The 17,004-nt window shown below is 71.8% G+C and carries 8 protein-coding genes, 1 tRNA gene and 1 rRNA gene; 9 read left to right on the top strand and 1 reads right to left on the bottom strand.

Translation table 11 applies throughout. The annotated features are described in order from the left end of the window. The 3 genes from rrf to ACSNOD_RS04375 all read left to right on the top strand — a co-directional run. Positions 1–74: ribosomal RNA gene (rrf, locus tag ACSNOD_RS04385) — 5S ribosomal RNA — on the top strand; the annotation flags it as partial. A gap of 105 nt (positions 75–179) precedes the next feature. Then, on the top strand, positions 180–878 hold the full coding sequence (locus ACSNOD_RS04380; RefSeq protein WP_436765375.1) for a DegT/DnrJ/EryC1/StrS family aminotransferase: 699 nt from the start codon (positions 180–182) through the stop codon (positions 876–878). 98 nt (positions 879–976) lie between these two features. Further along, positions 977–1,049, top strand: a tRNA-Thr gene (locus tag ACSNOD_RS04375). Positions 1,050–1,156: 107 nt separating this feature from the next. Here the strand turns inward: ACSNOD_RS04375 and ACSNOD_RS04370 are convergent. Then, positions 1,157–3,784 carry a SpoIIE family protein phosphatase gene (locus ACSNOD_RS04370; protein ID WP_436765374.1) on the bottom strand — a complete coding sequence of 876 codons (2,628 nt, stop codon included), beginning with the start codon at positions 3,782–3,784 and terminating at the stop codon, positions 1,157–1,159. Between the two features lie 457 nt (positions 3,785–4,241). Between ACSNOD_RS04370 and ACSNOD_RS04365 the strand changes: the two genes are divergently transcribed. The 6 genes from ACSNOD_RS04365 to pgsA all read left to right on the top strand — a co-directional run bounded on the left by ACSNOD_RS04365 (position 4,242) and on the right by pgsA (position 16,970). Next, on the top strand, positions 4,242–9,755 hold the full coding sequence (locus tag ACSNOD_RS04365; protein WP_436765373.1) for a HAMP domain-containing protein: 5,514 nt from the start codon (positions 4,242–4,244) through the stop codon (positions 9,753–9,755). A gap of 315 nt (positions 9,756–10,070) precedes the next feature. Beyond that, a complete protein-coding gene (locus tag ACSNOD_RS04360; protein WP_436765372.1) occupies positions 10,071–10,730 on the top strand; it encodes a response regulator in 660 nt (219 codons plus the stop codon). 106 nt (positions 10,731–10,836) lie between these two features. Continuing rightward, positions 10,837–13,650 (top strand): DNA translocase FtsK, encoded by a 2,814-nt coding sequence (locus tag ACSNOD_RS04355; protein WP_436765371.1) that lies wholly within the window; start codon positions 10,837–10,839, stop codon positions 13,648–13,650. 189 nt (positions 13,651–13,839) lie between these two features. After that, the gene (locus ACSNOD_RS04350; RefSeq protein ID WP_436765370.1) at positions 13,840–14,640 is read left to right on the top strand and encodes a helix-turn-helix domain-containing protein; all 801 of its coding nucleotides are present in this window, start codon (positions 13,840–13,842) and stop codon (positions 14,638–14,640) included. Positions 14,641–14,757: 117 nt separating this feature from the next. Beyond that, complete coding sequence (gene rimO / locus ACSNOD_RS04345; RefSeq protein ID WP_436765369.1) at positions 14,758–16,305, top strand: 30S ribosomal protein S12 methylthiotransferase RimO; 1,548 nt, start codon at positions 14,758–14,760, stop codon at positions 16,303–16,305. After that, positions 16,302–16,970 carry a CDP-diacylglycerol--glycerol-3-phosphate 3-phosphatidyltransferase gene (pgsA, locus tag ACSNOD_RS04340; protein ID WP_436765368.1) on the top strand — a complete coding sequence of 223 codons (669 nt, stop codon included), beginning with the start codon at positions 16,302–16,304 and terminating at the stop codon, positions 16,968–16,970. The genes rimO and pgsA overlap by 4 nt, the downstream gene beginning before the upstream one ends. The last annotated feature ends 34 nt before the right edge of the window (positions 16,971–17,004 follow it).

Below are 17,004 nucleotides of genomic sequence, written 5' to 3'. Positions count from 1 at the left end.
ACCCGGAAGCTAAGCCTTTCAGCGCCGATGGTACTGCAGGGGGGACCCTGTGGGAGAGTAGGACGCCGCCGAACAATCATTTGAGAAAGCCCTGTTGGGGACGGAAGTCCCCAACAGGGCTTTTTCGCGTTGTGTCCGGGTCATCCCGCGTTCACGTTGACACACCACCATGCGGTGTCATGGGTAACCCCGTTGATGGGCTGTTGCACACGCTGAGAACGTCGGGACTGGGCGCCGGCGACGAAGTGATCGTGCCGTCGTACGGGCCGCTCGAAGTGCCCGCGTCGGTGCGGCTCATCGGCGCCCGCCCCGTCTTCGCCGATATCGCCGCCGACACCTACTGCCTCGATCCGGCCGCCGTCGCCGCCGCCGTGACCTCCCGCACCGCCGCCGTCGTCCTGGCCCACCAGTTCGGCAACCGCGCCGCTCACCAGGACATCGGAGAGCTGACCGCCGGCAAGGGCCTCCTCCTCGTACCGTACGAGGAGTCGCCCCAGCCGGAGTTCGAGACCGCCCTCCGCCAGGACAACGCGGCGTATCTGACCCAGCGGTTGGCCCACCTCGGCACGCCACGGGTCCGGCCGGGGGCCCTGCACACCTTCGCCCGCTATGTGGTGCGGGTGCCGGGAAACGGCCGGCCCGACCGGGACGCCTTCGCCCGGACCCTGCGGGCGAAAGGAGTGCCCTGCCAGGTGCCCGTATCGACGCCCGCGCACCGGCTGCCGGCCTTTCGGTGGGATGGACGACTGCCTCAAACCGAGCGGGCCGCCGACGAATGCCTGGCACTGCCGGTGGACCCTGCGCTGTCACGACGGGAGTTGCAGCGTGTCGCCTCGACCTGCAACGCCCTCGGCGGGCTGCTGCAGCCGGCCCTGTGAAACCCGCCGTCCGCGCGGCGCCGCACACCGCGGAACGGGCACCGCGTCAGGTGGTCATCACCCGCTCCGAGTTCGGGTATGATTTATCTCGTCGACGCGCCCCAATAGCTCAGTCGGCAGAGCGTCTCCATGGTAAGGAGAAGGTCAACGGTTCGATTCCGTTTTGGGGCTCAGAGAAAAGAAGCCCCCGCCCATTCGGGCGGGGGCTTCTTTGCGTTTCCCGGAAGGGCCGCGAGGGCCGTGCGGCCCCCGCGGTCCAACTCCTTCGGTCCGTCGGCTCAGTCCGTCGGCGGCTCCGGCACCCGCATCGTCAGAATCGCCATGTCGTCGGAGGGCGGGTCCGCGGCGAACCGCTCCACCGCGCGCAGCACCCGCGCGGCCACCGCGCCGGCCGTCAGCCCCGTACAGTTCGCCAGCACATCGGCGAGGCCGTCGTCCCCGAGCATCCGGCTGCCCTCGCGGCGCTCGGTCACCCCGTCCGTGACGCACAGCAGCACATCCCCGGGGGCGAGGGTGACCGTCTGCTCGTACAGATCGAGGTCCTCCATCACCCCGAGCAGCGGCTGAGGCTCCGCCGCGGCCTCCACGGTGCCGTCCTGGCGCAGCCGCAGCGGCAGCGGATGGCCCGCGCAGACGACCTTGAGCAGCGCGCTGCCGTCCTCCTGCGGCCACAACTCGCCGTAGAGCAGGGTGAGGAAGCGGCTGCGGGCGCCCTCGTCGAGGATCGCGGCGTTGAGCCGCTCCAGGACGGCGGGGCCGCCGAAGCCCTCGCGGGCCAGCAGCCGCAGCGCGTGCCGGGCCAGTCCCGTGACCGCGGCGGCCTCCGGGCCGGTGCCGCAGACATCACCGATCGCGAAGCCGTAGGCGCCGTCCCGGATGGGGAACAGATCGTAGAAGTCGCCGCCGACCTCGTTGCCCTCGCCCGCCGCGCGGTAGATGACGTCCACCTCGACGCCCGGGACCTCGGGCAGCTCCGGCGGGAGCAGACTGCGCTGGAGCGACTGGCTGATCGCGGTGCGCTCGGAGTACAGCCGGGCGTTGTCCAGGGCCAGCGCGGCCCGCCGGGACAGGTCCTCGGCCAGTTCCAGGATCTCCTGGCGGAAGTGCTCGTCGGTGGGCTTGCCGAGGGTCAGCATGCCGATCACCCGGTTGCGGGCGACCAGCGGCAGCACCACCGTCTCGCCGCCGACGGCGGCCGCCGTCGCGAGGGAGGGCCCCGGGGCCGACAGGCCCGAGGGCTCGCCGAGGCCGACCGTCCGCAGCGAGGAGCGCAGCGCCGCGGAGTGGGCGGCGTCGGACGGGGCCGTCCACACCCGCGCCCCGGGGGTGGGCACCGGGTCCGGCGGCGGGACCTTCGCCAGCAGGGTCTTCAGGCCGTCGATGCGGTCCTCGTCCTCGTGCAGGACGTAGGAGAGCTCCGGCTCGGAGGACTGGTCGGCGACGGTGTAGACCGCGCACCAGGTGGCCAGCGTGGGCACGGTCATCTGGGCCATCAGGGCCAGCGTCTGGTCCCGGTCGAGGGTGCCGGCCAGCAGGTCGGAGGCCTCGACGAGGAAGGAGAGGGAGCCCCGGCGCAGCCGTTCCAGCTCGGTGAGCCGGGCGCGCTCCACGGCCAGCGCGATGCGGTCGGCGGCGAACTGCAGCCGCAGCGCCTCCTCGTTCGTATAGCGGCCGGGGGCCTCCGCGGCCACGCCGAGCGAGCCGGTCAGCCGGCCCTCGACCTTGAGCGGCACGGTGACGACGGAGCGCATGCCGGTGCCGGTGAGCAGGGGGACGGCGCCGGGCACCACGGTGAGGTCCTCGTGGACGGCGGGCATCCGTGCGGAGCCGTAGCGGCCGGTGCCGGCCTCGACGGGGACGCGGGCGAAGCGCTGGCGGGCCGAGGGCAGCCCGGTGGAGGCGCGCACCTCCAGCTCGGTCTCGTCGTCGGTGGCCAGCAGCAGATAGGCGGCGTCGCCGTCGAGCATGTCGCGGGCGCGCTCGACGGTGCGCTGGAGCAGCCCGTCGAGGTCGTCGGGGGCCGGGGAGCCGATGAAGACCTCGAAGGGGTCGGTGGCCGTGCCGTGGCTCTCGCCGCGCTGGCCCCCGCCGTCGCCGACGGGGGCGCGGGACGGGCTCTGGAGCACCGCCCGCTCGTGGTCGCGCACCAGCAGGCAGACGGTGGAGGGCTCGCCCTCGGAGTCCCGTACCCGCAGGTGGGAGGCGTACACGGGGATCACCCGGCCGTCGGTGCCCCGTATGCCGTACGAGCCCTCCCAGCGGGAGAGCTGGAGCGCCTCGGCCACTCCGGTGCCGGTGCCGGGGGTGTGCGGCCAGGCGGCGAGGTCGGTCAGCGGCTTGCCGGTGACCTGGTCGGGGGCGTGGCCGAAGAGGTCCTGGGCGTCCTCGTTCCAGGAGATGATCGCGCCGGCGCGGTCGATCTGGACGACGGCGACCCGCACCCGGGCATCGGTGACGGGCAGCGCGTCCGTGGGCAGCGCGGGGCCGGCGCAGCGGGTGCCGGCGGGGCGCTCATGGAGGTCGAGCTGGAACCAGACGCGCTTGTGGGTGGTGGTGTACTCCACACCCCAGACGCTGGCGAGCGCGCCGCAGAGCATCAGGCCGCGGCCGCCCTCGCGGTCGAGGCTGCCGACCCGGCGGCCGGCGGTCTGGAGCGGCAGCTCGCGCTCGGGGTAGCGGTCGGCGACCTCGACCCGGACGCCCGCCTCGTTGCGCAGGCACAGTACGTCGGCGGCGGTGCCGGCGTGCACGACGGCGTTGGTGACCAGCTCGCTGGTGAGGACCACGGCGTCGTCGACGATGTCCGCGAAGCCCCAGCCCTGGAGGGTGTCGCGGACGAAGGCGCGGGCCGTGGCGACGGAGCGTCCGACCGGCTCGAAGGTGGCGGCGGCCCGCGCGGTGATCACAGGTCTCCTCGTGGCTGTGTCGGCCGACCCGCCCAGGGGTGCCCAGGGCACGCGCGCGGCCGGGGCCGGCGGGCCCTCGGCCGGCGAGGCGTCCGGCTGCCCGTCGGGATCGTGGCGAACGTCACCGATCGTGACGTCCTCTCCCGCCGGGCGATCGCCCCGCTCTGTCATCCCCGCTCCCTACGGCCGGACGGCCCCGTCGCGCTGCCTCCGGCGGGTCCTGTCGTACGTACGACTGCCGGCGTCCCCCACATGGCGGGGGATGGGCAGCCGGATGCCAGGTTACTTACCTTCCGCGGCCGCGCGGATGCCGGTCAGAAGTGTTTCCGCCCAGAGAGTGCGGTAGGCGGTGTGCGATGCTGCCGAACTGTTATGGCCTGGCTGGGCCAGGGTGAAACACTGGGCAGGCTTCCTGGAAAAAGCCCGGGTGGAACGGTCGAGCTGTGGGAGGGACACGGTGGAGTCTGGCGCAGCGGCGCGGGGCACGAGCGCGCGTGCGAAGGGCGGACGGTCGCGTGTCAACGGTACGACCGAGGTGGACACGGCGGCGCTGAACCGGTTGCTCTCCGCACTCGTCTCGATGCGCGACGGCAATTTCCGTAAACGGCTCACGGTCTCCGGCGAGGGCGTGATGGCGGAGATCGCGGCGGTCTTCAACGAGGTCGCCGATCGCAATCTCCATCTGACGGGCGAGCTGTCCCGGGTACGGCGGGTCGTCGGGCGCGAGGGAAAGCTGACCGAGCGGCTGGAGACGGGCGCCTGCGAGGGGTCCTGGGCGGCGGCCATCGACGCCTCCAACGCGCTGGTGGACGATCTCGTACGGCCGGTGTCCGAGGTGGGCCGGGTGCTGTCCGCGGTGTCCGAGGGCGACCTGGAACAGCGGATGGATCTGCGGGCGGTGGGCGCGGACGGCGCGGCGCACCCGCTGCGCGGTGAGTTCCTCAAGGTCGGCCGCACGGTCAATGGGCTGGTGGACCAGCTGTCGGCGTTCACCGACGAGGTCACCCGGGTGGCCAGCGAGGTGGGCACCGAGGGCAAGCTGGGCGGCCAGGCGAAGGTCCGCGGGATGTCCGGGTCGTGGAAGGACCTCACGGACTCGGTCAACACCATGGCGTACCGGCTCACGGCGCAGGTGCGGGACATCGCGCTGGTCACGACGGCGGTGGCCAAGGGCGATCTGTCGCGCAAGGTCACCGTCCACGTGGCCGGGGAGATGCTGGAGCTGAAGAACACCGTCAATACGATGGTGGACCAGCTCTCGTCCTTCTCGTCCGAGGTGACGCGGGTCGCGCGGGAGGTGGGCACCGAGGGCGAGCTCGGCGGCCAGGCGCAGGTGCCGGGCGTGGCCGGGGTCTGGAAGGACCTCACCGACTCGGTGAACCTCATGGCCGGGAACCTCACGGCCCAGGTGCGGGGGATCGCGCAGGTCACCACGGCCGTGGCCAATGGTGATCTGTCGCAGAAGGTGACGGTGAGCGCGCGGGGCGAGGTGGCCCAGCTGGCCGACACCATCAACACCATGACCGAGACCCTGCGGACCTTCGCCGACGAGGTCACGCGGGTGGCGAGCGAGGTCGGTGCCGAGGGCCGGCTCGGCGGCCAGGCGCAGGTGCCCGGCGCGGCCGGGACCTGGAAGGACCTCACGGACGCGGTGAACGCCGCGTTCCGGAACCTGACGGGCCAGGTCAGGGACATCGCGCAGGTGACGACGGCGGTCGCGAACGGCGATCTGTCGCAGAAGGTCACCGTCGATGTCTACGGCGAGATGCTGGAGCTGAAGAACACCGTCAATTCGATGGTCGACCAGCTCTCGGCCTTCAGTGCCGAGGTCACCCGGGTCGCGCGCGAGATCGGGGTGGAGGGCGAGCTCGGCGGCCAGGCGCAGGTGCCGGGGGCCGCGGGCACCTGGAAGGACCTCACCGACTCGGTGAACACCGCGTTCCGCAACCTCACGGGTCAGGTGCGCAACATCGCGCAGGTGACGACGGCGGTGGCCAACGGCGATCTGTCGCAGAAGGTCACCGTGGACGTCTCCGGCGAGATGCTCAAGCTGAAGAACACCGTGAACACGATGGTGGACCAGCTCTCCTCGTTCGCGGACCAGGTGACGCGCATGGCGCGGGACGTGGGCAGCGAGGGCCGGCTGGGCGGTCAGGCGCGGGTGCCGGGAGTCTCCGGCACCTGGAAGGACCTGACCGACTCCGTGAACTTCATGGCCGGCAATCTGACCTCGCAGGTGCGCCAGATCGCGCAGGTGACGACGGCGGTCGCGCGGGGTGACCTCTCGCAGAAGATCGAGGTCGACGCGCGGGGCGAGATCCTGGAGCTGAAGAACACGATCAACACGATGGTCGACCAGCTCTCGTCCTTCGCCGATCAGGTCACCCGGGTGGCCCGCGAGGTGGGTACGGAGGGCCGGCTGGGCGGCCAGGCGCAGGTGCCGGGCGTGGCCGGGGTCTGGCGGGACCTCACCGACTCGGTGAACAGCATGGCGGGCAATCTGACCGCCCAGGTCCGCAACATCGCGCAGGTCGCGACGGCGGTGGCGCGGGGTGACCTCTCGCAGAAGATCGATGTGGACGCCCGCGGCGAGATTCTGGAGCTGAAGAACACCCTCAACACGATGGTGGACCAGCTGTCGTCGTTCGCGGACCAGGTGACGCGGGTGGCGCGGGAGGTGGGCACCGAGGGCATCCTCGGCGGCCAGGCGGAGGTCCAGGGCGTCTCCGGCACCTGGAAGGACCTCACCCAGTCCGTCAACTTCATGGCGAACAACCTGACCTCGCAGGTCCGCAACATCGCCGAGGTGACCACGGCGGTCGCCAAGGGCGACCTGTCGAAGAAGATCACCGTCGATGCCAAGGGCGAGATCCTGGAGCTCGTCACCACCGTGAACACGATGGTGGACCAGCTGTCGTCGTTCGCCGAGCAGGTGACGCGGGTGGCGCGCGAGGTGGGCACCGAGGGCATCCTCGGCGGCCAGGCCCGGGTGCGGGGTGTCACCGGCATCTGGAAGGACCTCAGCGACAACGTCAACCTGATGGCGAACAACCTGACGATCCAGGTGCGGAACATCTCCCAGGTGGCGGCCGCGGTGGCCAACGGTGATCTGACCAAGAAGGTCACCGTGGAGGCGCGCGGCGAGGTGGCCCAGCTCGCCGAGACGGTCAACACGATGGTGACGACGCTGTCGTCGTTCGCCGACGAGGTCACCCGGGTGGCCCGCGAGGTGGGCACGGACGGCCGGCTGGGCGGCCAGGCCCGGGTGCCGGGCGTGGCGGGGACCTGGAAGGACCTCACCGAGTCGGTGAACTCGATGGCGTCCAACCTCACCGGCCAGGTGCGCAACATCGCCATGGTGACCACGGCCATCGCCAAGGGCGACCTCACCAAGAAGATCGACATCGATGCCCGGGGCGAGATCCTGGAGCTGAAGACCACCATCAACACCATGGTCGACCAGCTCTCCTCGTTCGCCGAGGAGGTCACCCGGGTCGCCCGGGAAGTGGGCACCGAGGGACAGCTCGGCGGCCAGGCGCGGGTGCGCGACGTGGACGGCACCTGGCGCGACCTCACCGAGTCCGTGAACGAGATGGCGGGCAATCTGACCCGCCAGGTGCGGGCGATCGCCGCCGTCGCCACCGCGGTGACCCGCGGCGACCTCAACCTCAAGATCGAGGTGGACGCGGCCGGCGAGATCCTGAAGCTCCAGGACAACATCAACACGATGATCACCAACCTGCGCGACACCACCCTGGCCAACAAGGAGCAGGACTGGCTCAAGGGCAACCTCGCGCGGATCTCCGGCCTGATGCAGGGCCGCCGCGACCTCGAGGACGTCGCGGGTCTGATCATGACCGAGCTGACCCCGGTGGTCTCCGCGCAGCACGGCGCCTTCTTCGTCGCCGTCCCCACCGACGCCGGCGACACCTCCGAGGTGGGCGCGGTGGACGGGGAGGACTACGAGCTGCGCATGATCGGCGGCTACGGGTACTCCCGGGGCACCATGCCCACCTGCTTCCGCCCCGGTGAGTCGCTCATCGGCACCGCGGCCCAGGAGAAGCGGCCCATCCTGGTGGAGAACGTGCCACCGGGCTACCTCAAGATCGCCTCCGGGCTCGGCGAGGCGCCCCCGGCCCATGTGATCGTGCTGCCGGTGCTCTTCGAGGGCAAGGTCCTCGGGGTGATCGAGCTGGCCTCGTTCCAGCCCTTCGCCCAGATCCAGAAGGACTTCCTCAACCAGATCGCCGAGATGATCGCGACCAGCGTCAACACCATCAGCGTCAACACCAAGACGGAGATGCTGCTGAAGCAGTCGCAGGAGCTCACGGAGCAGCTGCGCATCCGCTCCGCGGAGCTGGAGAGCCGGCAGAAGGCGCTCCAGGACTCCAACGCGGAACTGGAGGAGAAGGCCGAGCTGCTGGCCCGCCAGAACCGCGACATCGAGGTGAAGAACACCGAGATCGAGGAGGCCCGGCAGGTGCTGGAGGAGCGCGCCGAACAGCTGGCGGTCTCCATGCGCTACAAGTCCGAGTTCCTCGCCAACATGTCGCACGAGCTGCGCACCCCGCTCAACTCGCTGCTCATCCTGGCCAAGCTGCTCGCGGACAACGCCGACGGCAATCTCTCGCCGAAGCAGGTGGAGTTCGCCGAGACCATCCACGGCGCCGGCTCCGACCTGCTCCAGCTGATCAACGACATCCTCGACCTGTCGAAGGTCGAGGCGGGCAAGATGGACGTCAGCCCGACCCGGATCGCGCTCGTCCAGCTCGTCGACTACGTGGAGGCCACGTTCCGGCCGCTCACCGCGGAGAAGGGGCTCGACTTCTCCGTACGGGTCTCGCCGGAGCTGCCCGCCACCCTGCACACCGACGAGCAGCGGCTCCTCCAGGTGCTGCGCAACCTGCTGTCCAACGCGGTGAAGTTCACCGACAGCGGCGCCGTGGAACTGGTCATCCGGCCGGCGGGCACGGACGTGCCCCAGGCCATTCGCGAGCAGCTGCTGGAGAGCGGCTCGCTGCGCGGACCGGAGGCGGAGATGATCGCCTTCTCGGTCACCGACACCGGGATCGGCATCGCCGCCAGCAAGATGCGGGTCATCTTCGAGGCGTTCAAGCAGGCGGACGGCACCACGAGCCGCAAGTACGGCGGTACGGGCCTGGGCCTGTCGATCAGCCGGGAGATCGCCCGGCTGCTGGGCGGCGAGATCCACGCGGCCAGCGAGCCCGGCCGGGGCTCCACCTTCACCCTCTACCTGCCGCTCAACCCCGCCGAGCTGCCCCAGGCGTTCCCGCAGCTCGCGGAGGAGTCCGAGCCCGTACAGCCGGCGGCCCTGGCCCCGGGCGAGGCCGACCTCGGCCCGGCCGACGGGGGCCACCCGGGGCTGCCGGGCGCCGTCGAGCACCCGGGGGAGGCGCCCGGGGCGGGCGGCCCCGCGTTCCGGCACGCACCGCCCACCGGCCCCGGTCGGCTGCGGCGGCGCTCCGCGCGGTCCCTGCCCTCGGGCCGGCACGACGCGGCGCGCGGCGGCCAGCGGGAGCACGGGCCGGAGGAGGGCGTCCAGGAGCCGGCCGAGCCGCGCTTCACGGGCACGTTCCACGGCGAGAAGGTGCTGATCGTCGACGACGACATCCGCAATGTGTTCGCCCTGACCAGCGTGCTGGAGCAGCACGGCCTCTCGGTGCTCTACGCCGAGAACGGCCGGGAGGGCATCGAGGTCCTGGAGCAGCACGACGACGTGGCCGTGGTGCTGATGGACATCATGATGCCGGAGATGGACGGCTACGCGACCACGGCCGCGATCCGGCGGATGCCGCAGTTCGCCGGGCTGCCGATCATCGCGCTCACCGCCAAGGCGATGAAGGGCGACCGGGAGAAGAGCATCGAGTCGGGCGCCTCGGACTATGTGACGAAGCCGGTGGACACGGATCATCTGCTCTCGGTCATGCGGCAGTGGATGCGGGCGGAGTGACGGTCGGACGGCGGGGCTTACGGGCGCGTGGTGTGCGCCGCGCGCGAGCGCCCGCCGCCGTACGCCCTGGCGCTCGGGGGCCCATATGCCTCCGGAGACGTTGACTGACTGTGGCCGAACACGTGTGGGAACGCGGGATTCAGGGAACCTTCTGGTCCCCCACCGCGTTTCTGCTACGTGCACAGTGACATCGCGGTGACAGGGTGTGGCGAACAGCGGGGTGCGGCTACCATGACCGGCACAAGGACGGGCGGCGCTAGGGAGTCGTCCCCTGGGGCGGCGCCCGGTGCACTGCCGGGGCGAGGAGGACGGGCCATGGTGCAGAAGGCCAAGATCCTCCTGGTCGATGACCGGCCGGAGAATCTGCTGGCGCTGGAGGCCATTCTCTCCGCGCTCGATCAGACGCTGGTCCGGGCATCGTCAGGGGAGGAAGCGCTCAAGGCGCTGCTGACGGACGACTTCGCGGTCATCCTGCTGGACGTCCAGATGCCGGGGATGGACGGTTTCGAGACGGCCGCGCACATCAAGCGGCGCGAGCGCACCCGGGACATCCCGATCATCTTCCTCACGGCCATCAACCACGGCCCGCACCACACCTTCCGCGGCTACGCCGCGGGCGCGGTGGACTACATCTCCAAGCCCTTCGACCCCTGGGTGCTGCGCGCCAAGGTCTCCGTCTTCGTCGAGCTGTACATGAAGAACTGCCAGCTCCGGGAGCAGGCGGCGCTGCTGCGGCTCCAGTTGGAGGGCAGCCAGGCCGGCCCCGGCGCGGCGAAGGAGCCCTCCGGCGGGCTGCTGGCCGAGCTGTCCGCGCGGCTCGCGGCCGTCGAGGAGCAGGCCGAGGCCCTCTCCAAACAGCTCGACGAGCTGGCGGACGCGGCGGCGGTGGCCACCGCCGCGCACCTGGAGCGCAAACTCACCGGGCTGCGCAGGGCCCTGGACGCCCTCGAACCGGGGACATCGGCCGGCGGTTAGTCCCGCTTGACGGAGCGTCACCGGCGCCCCGCCGCCCCCACGACACGAACGGGCCAACGGTTGGGCACGGGTGTCCCCCGCGCCCGGCGCAGGTAATCTCACCACCATGGCCTCACGTACGTCCGGCAAGGGTTCCCAGAGCACGGCGGGCACCTCGACACCGCGCGCGGGGGGCCGTAACTCCGGCGCCGGGTCCGGCGCGGCGCGGAAGGCCGCCGCCAAGCGCGCCGCCGCGCCCGGCGCCAAGGCCGCTCCCGCCAAAAGGGCGGCGGCGCCCAAGCGGCCCGCCAAGAAGGCGGCGGCGCGGCGCCCCCCGGCCAAGGGCGGCCGGGCGCGGGGCGGCGCCAAGGCACCGTCCGCGACCAGCGGCCTCTTCCGGCTGATCAAGGCGCTGTGGCTGGGCCTCGCCCATGCCGTCGGCGCCCTGCTGCGGGGCATAGGCCGCGGCGCCAAGAACCTCGACCCCGCACACCGCAAGGACGGCCTGGCCCTGCTGCTGCTCGGCCTGGCGCTGATCGTCGCGGCCGGCACCTGGTCGAATCTGCGCGGGCCGGTCGGCGAGCTGGTCCGGATGCTGGTGACCGGCGCCTTCGGCCGGCTCGACCTGCTGGTGCCGATACTGCTCACCGTCATCGCCGTCCGGCTGATCCGGCACCCGGAGCGGCCGGAGGCCAACGGCCGGATCGTCATCGGACTGTCCGCCCTGGTCCTCGGCGTCCTCGGCCAGGTCCACATCGCCTGTGGCTCCCCGGGCCGGGCGGCCGGCGCCGAAGTCCTCCAGGACGCCGGCGGGCTGATCGGCTGGGCCGCTTCCAAGCCGCTGATCTTCACGGTCGGCGAGGTGCTCGCCGTGCCCCTGCTGGTGCTGCTCACCGTCTTCGGCCTGCTGGTGGTCACCGCCACCCCGGTGAACGCCATTCCGCAGCGGCTGCGGCTGCTCGGGGTGCGCCTCGGCCTGCTGGAGGCCCCGGAGGAGGACCCCGCCGCGTACGCCGAGGACGACCGGCCCGCCGCCCGCCGTACCCGGCGAGGGGCCGCCCGCGCCGGGGCCGGGGCGCTGGGCGACGACGCCGGGCACGCCGAGGAGACGGCGCTCGCCCGGCGGCGCGGATCGCGCCGCGGAGCCGGCGGCGACGGCCCGGAGGCGGTGAACCTGGCCGCCGCCGCGGCCGCGGCGCTGGACGGCGCGGTGCTCCACGGCGTCCAGCCGTCCCCGCTCGTGGCCGACCTCAGCCAGGGCGTCTCCGGGGAGCGGTCCGGCGACCGTTCCGCGGAGGGCACGGCGCTCCTGCCCCCGGCCGAGGCGCCGGGCTCCGCCGCCGGTGAGGCGCCCGGCGCCCGTTCCCGGGCCGGCCGCACCGGCGCCGTACCGGATCTGACCAAGCCCGCCCCGCAGGCCACGGAGCCGCTGCCGCCGCGGGCCGAGCAGCTCCAGCTCTCCGGTGACATCACCTACGCGCTGCCCTCGCTGGACCTGCTGGAGCGCGGTGGCCCCGGCAAGACGCGCAGCGCGGCCAACGACGCGATCGTCGCCTCGCTGACCACCGTGTTCGCCGAGTTCAAGGTCGACGCGGCCGTCACCGGCTTCACCCGGGGCCCGACCGTCACCCGCTACGAGGTGGAGCTCGGCCCGGCCGTCAAGGTCGAGCGGATCACGGCGCTCACCAAGAACATCGCGTACGCCGTGGCCAGCCCGGACGTGCGGATCATCTCGCCGATCCCCGGCAAGTCCGCCGTCGGCATCGAGATCCCCAACACCGACCGGGAGATGGTCAACCTCGGGGACGTGCTGCGGCTGGCCGACGCCGCCGGCGACGAGCACCCGATGCTGGTGGCGCTCGGCAAGGACGTCGAGGGCGGCTATGTGATGGCCAACCTGGCGAAGATGCCGCATGTGCTGGTGGCCGGCGCCACGGGGTCCGGCAAGTCCTCCTGCATCAACTGCCTGATCACCTCGGTGATGATAAGGGCGACCCCCGAGGACGTCCGGATGGTGCTGGTCGACCCCAAGCGGGTGGAGCTCACGGCGTACGAGGGCATCCCGCACCTGATCACCCCGATCATCACCAACCCCAAGCGCGCGGCCGAGGCGCTCCAGTGGGTGGTGCGGGAGATGGACCTGCGCTACGACGACCTCGCGGCGTACGGCTATCGGCACATCGACGACTTCAACGCGGCGGTGCGGGCCGGCAAGGTCACCCCGCCGGCGGGCAGCGAGCGCGAACTGGCGCCGTACCCCTATCTGCTGGTCATCGTCGACGAGCTGGCCGACCTGATGATGGTCGCCCCCCGGGATGTCGAGGACGCGATCGTCCGGATCACCCAGCTGGCCCGCGCCGCCGGCATCCACCTGGTGCTCGCCACCCAGCGGCCGAGCGTGGACGTGGTCACCGGCCTCATCAAGGCGAACGTGCCCTCCCGGCTCGCCTTCGCCACCTCCTCGCTCGCCGACAGCCGGGTCATCCTCGACCAGCCGGGCGCCGAGAAGCTGATCGGCAAGGGCGACGGCCTCTTCCTCCCGATGGGCGCGAACAAGCCGATCCGCATGCAGGGCGCGTTCGTGACCGAGGACGAGGTCGCGGCGGTGGTCCGGCACTGCAAGCAGCAGATGGCGCCGGTCTTCCGGGAGGACGTGACCGTCGGCTCCGCGAAGAAGAAGGAGATCGACGAGGAGATCGGCGACGACCTCGACCTGCTGTGCCAGGCGGCGGAGCTGGTGGTCTCGACCCAGTTCGGCTCCACCTCGATGCTCCAGCGGAAACTGCGCGTCGGCTTCGCCAAGGCCGGGCGTTTGATGGATCTGATGGAGTCGCGCGGGGTAGTCGGCCCGAGTGAGGGTTCCAAAGCCCGGGACGTTCTGATAAAACCGGACGAATTGGACGGAGTCCTGGCAGTGATCCGAGGGGAGACTCACCCGTAAGGGCGATCGTGGCAACCGTTTCCCCTGGCGGCACGTCAAGTTGAGGGAGTGGGTGGTTGCATGCCGCATCATCGGGGCAGGCGGCCATCCTGATGGCGGACAGAGACCGCCCTCCCGGTTGCCCCACCCTTTCGTACCACCCCTAGACTGAACATCCAGCAGGTGGCTACACGCTCGAAAGGCGCCCCCGTGTCCATCGGCAACTCACCCGCAGACGACCGGCCCACCATCGGCCGAGCCCTCCAGCAGGCCCGTATCGACGCCGGACTGACCGTCGACGAGGTCAGTACGACGACACGGGTGCGCATCCCCATCGTTCACGCGATCGAGCAGGACGACTTCACGCGCTGCGGCGGGGATGTCTATGCCCGCGGCCACATCCGCGCGCTGGCCCGCGCGGTGGGGCTGGACCCCGCCGAGCTCGTCGAGCGGTACGACGCCGAACACGGCGGGCGCCCCGAGCCCACCTCCGCCGCACCCCTGTTCGAGGCCGAGCGCATCCGCCCGGAGCCGCGCCGCCCGAACTGGACCGCGGCCATGGTCGCCGCCATCGTCGCGGTCGTCGGCTTCGTGGGCTTCACCCTCTTCAGCGGCGACGGCAAGGAAGCCGCCAAGCAGCCGGTCGCCCGCGACACCGCGCCCGTCAAGCCGTCCCCGAGCACCGCCCCGAGCAAGCCCGCCGACCCCAAGCCGGAGCCGTCCGACAGCGCCATCGCCGCGGCCCCCGCCGACAAGGTCACGGTCAAGATGACCGCCGAGAACGGATCGAGCTGGATCTCCGCCAAGGACCACAACGGGCAGCTGCTGCACGAGGGGGTGCTGAAGGAGGGCGACTCCAAGACCTTCACCGACAAGCAGCGCATCGATGTGGTGCTGGGCAACGCCGGGGCCGTCAAGCTGTTCGTCAACGGCAAGGAGATCAACGACCGGGGCGAGGTCGGCCAGGTGCAGCGGCTGAGCTACACCAAGGGAGACCCCCAGGCGGGCTGAGCCGGGCGGGCGGCGGCACGGGGCCGAGGCCGGACCCCGGGCGGGCCGGACGGCGCCCCGGCAGGTCCCGGAACCCTCGGCACCAGCGAGGCGGCCGGGACAAAGTAGGCTGAGCCCATGCCCGAACGCCGTACCGTCGCTCTTGTCACTCTTGGCTGCGCCCGTAACGAGGTGGACTCGGAGGAGCTCGCAGGCCGCCTGGCAGCGGACGGCTGGGAGCTCGTCCAGGACGCCTCCGACGCCGATGTGGCCGTCGTCAACACCTGCGGCTTCGTCGAAGCCGCCAAGAAGGACTCCGTCGACGCCCTCCTCGAGGCCAACGACCTCAAGGCCGCCGCGGCCGAGGGCGGGGCCCGCACCCAGGCCGTGGTCGCCGTCGGCTGCATGGCCGAGCGGTACGGCAAGGAGCTCGCCGAGGCGCTCCCCGAGGCGGACGGGGTCCTCGGCTTCGACGACTACGCCGACATCTCCGACCGCCTGCGGACGATCCTCTCCGGCGGCATCCACGCCTCCCACACCCCCCGCGACCGCCGCAAGCTGCTGCCGATCACCCCGGCCGAGCGGCAGAGCGCCTCGGTGGCGCTGCCCGGCCACGGGGACCGGTCCGCGACCGCCGCGACCGCCATGCCCGAGCTGGGCGCCACGGAGGCGCCCGAGGACCTGCCCGAAGGGCTCGCCCCCGCCTCCGGGCCGCGCGCCCCGCTGCGCCGCCGGCTGGACTCCAGCCCCGTGGCCTCGGTCAAGCTCGCCTCCGGCTGCGACCGGCGCTGCTCGTTCTGCGCCATCCCCTCCTTCCGCGGGTCCTTCGTCTCCCGCCGGCCCTCCGACGTGCTCAACGAAACCCGCTGGCTGGCCGAGCAGGGCGTCAAGGAGATCATGCTGGTCTCCGAGAACAACACCTCGTACGGCAAGGACCTCGGGGACATCCGGCTGCTGGAGACCCTCCTGCCGGAGCTCGCCGCGGTCGACGGCCTGGAGCGGATCAGGGTCAGCTACCTCCAGCCCGCCGAGATGCGGCCCGGGCTGATCGACGTGCTGACCTCCACCCCCAAGGTCGCCCCCTACTTCGACCTCTCCTTCCAGCACTCCGCCCCCGGCGTGCTGCGCTCGATGCGCCGCTTCGGCGACACCGACCGCTTCCTGGAACTGCTCGACCGCATCCGCGCCAAGGCGCCGGAGGCCGGTGTCCGGTCCAACTTCATCGTCGGCTTCCCCGGCGAGAGCGAGAGTGACCTGGCGGAGCTGGAGCGCTTCCTCACCGGCGCCCGGCTGGACGCGATCGGCGTCTTCGGCTACTCCGACGAGGACGGCACCGAGGCCGCCACCTACGGCGACAAGCTGCCCGCCGATGTGATCGACGAGCGCCTGGCCCACATCTCCCGGCTCGCCGAGGAGCTCACCGCCCAGCGTGCGGAGGAGCGGCTGGGAGAGACCCTGGAAGTACTCGTCGAGTCGGTCGACGAGGAGGACGGCGCGGTCGGCCGGGGTGCCCACCAGGCCCCGGAGACGGACGGCCAGACCGTTCTCACCGGCGCCCAGGGGCTGGTCCCCGGACGCATGGTCCTGGCGAAGGTGGTGGCGACGGAGGGCGTCGATCTCGTCGCGGAGCCACTGGCCGGCGGTGCGGCGGGCGCGGAATGTCTGGGTGAGGAGGCGGCCAGATGACCGGAGCCTCGGCGTCCGCGGCGGGCGGCACGGGCCGCGCGGCGGCCCGCGGCGGCCCGCTGGGCAAGCCGGCCGTTCCCCAGGGGCACACCCCGCCCTCGACGGCCGGACTGTGGAACATCGCCAACATCCTCACCATGGTGCGCCTCCTGCTGGTGCCCGGGTTCGTCCTGTTGATGCTCCATAACGGCGGCTACGACCCGGCCTGGCGCTCCGTCGCCTGGGCGGCGTTCGCGGTCGCCATGATCACCGATCTGTTCGACGGGGAGCTGGCCCGCCGCTACAACCTGGTCACGGACTTCGGGAAGATCGCCGACCCGATCGCCGACAAGGCGATCATGGGCGCGGCGCTGATCTGTCTCTCGATCCTCGACGACCTGCCGTGGTGGGTCACGGGCGTGATCCTCGCCCGCGAGATCGGCATCACCCTGATGCGGTTCTGGGTGATCAGGATCGGGGTGATCCCGGCCAGCCGGGGCGGCAAGCTGAAGACCCTCACCCAGGGCATCGGGGTCGGCATGTACATCCTGGCGCTCACCGGGCCGCTCGCGACCTTGCGCTTCTGGGTGATGGCGGTGGCCGTCGTGCTGACCGTGGCGACCGGCCTCGACTACGTCAAGCAGGCCGTCGTGCTGCGGCGCCGGGCCGGGGACCGCGCACGGTGACGGCCGCCGAGCCGGGCGCCGGCGGTGAGCCGGG

This window comes from Streptomyces sp. URMC 123, from assembly GCF_051386515.1.
In the GTDB taxonomy this organism is placed as follows: domain Bacteria; phylum Actinomycetota; class Actinomycetes; order Streptomycetales; family Streptomycetaceae; genus Streptomyces.
The sequence above is the reverse complement of the archived record's forward strand: the minus strand, read 5'-3'. Positions and strand labels throughout refer to the sequence as shown.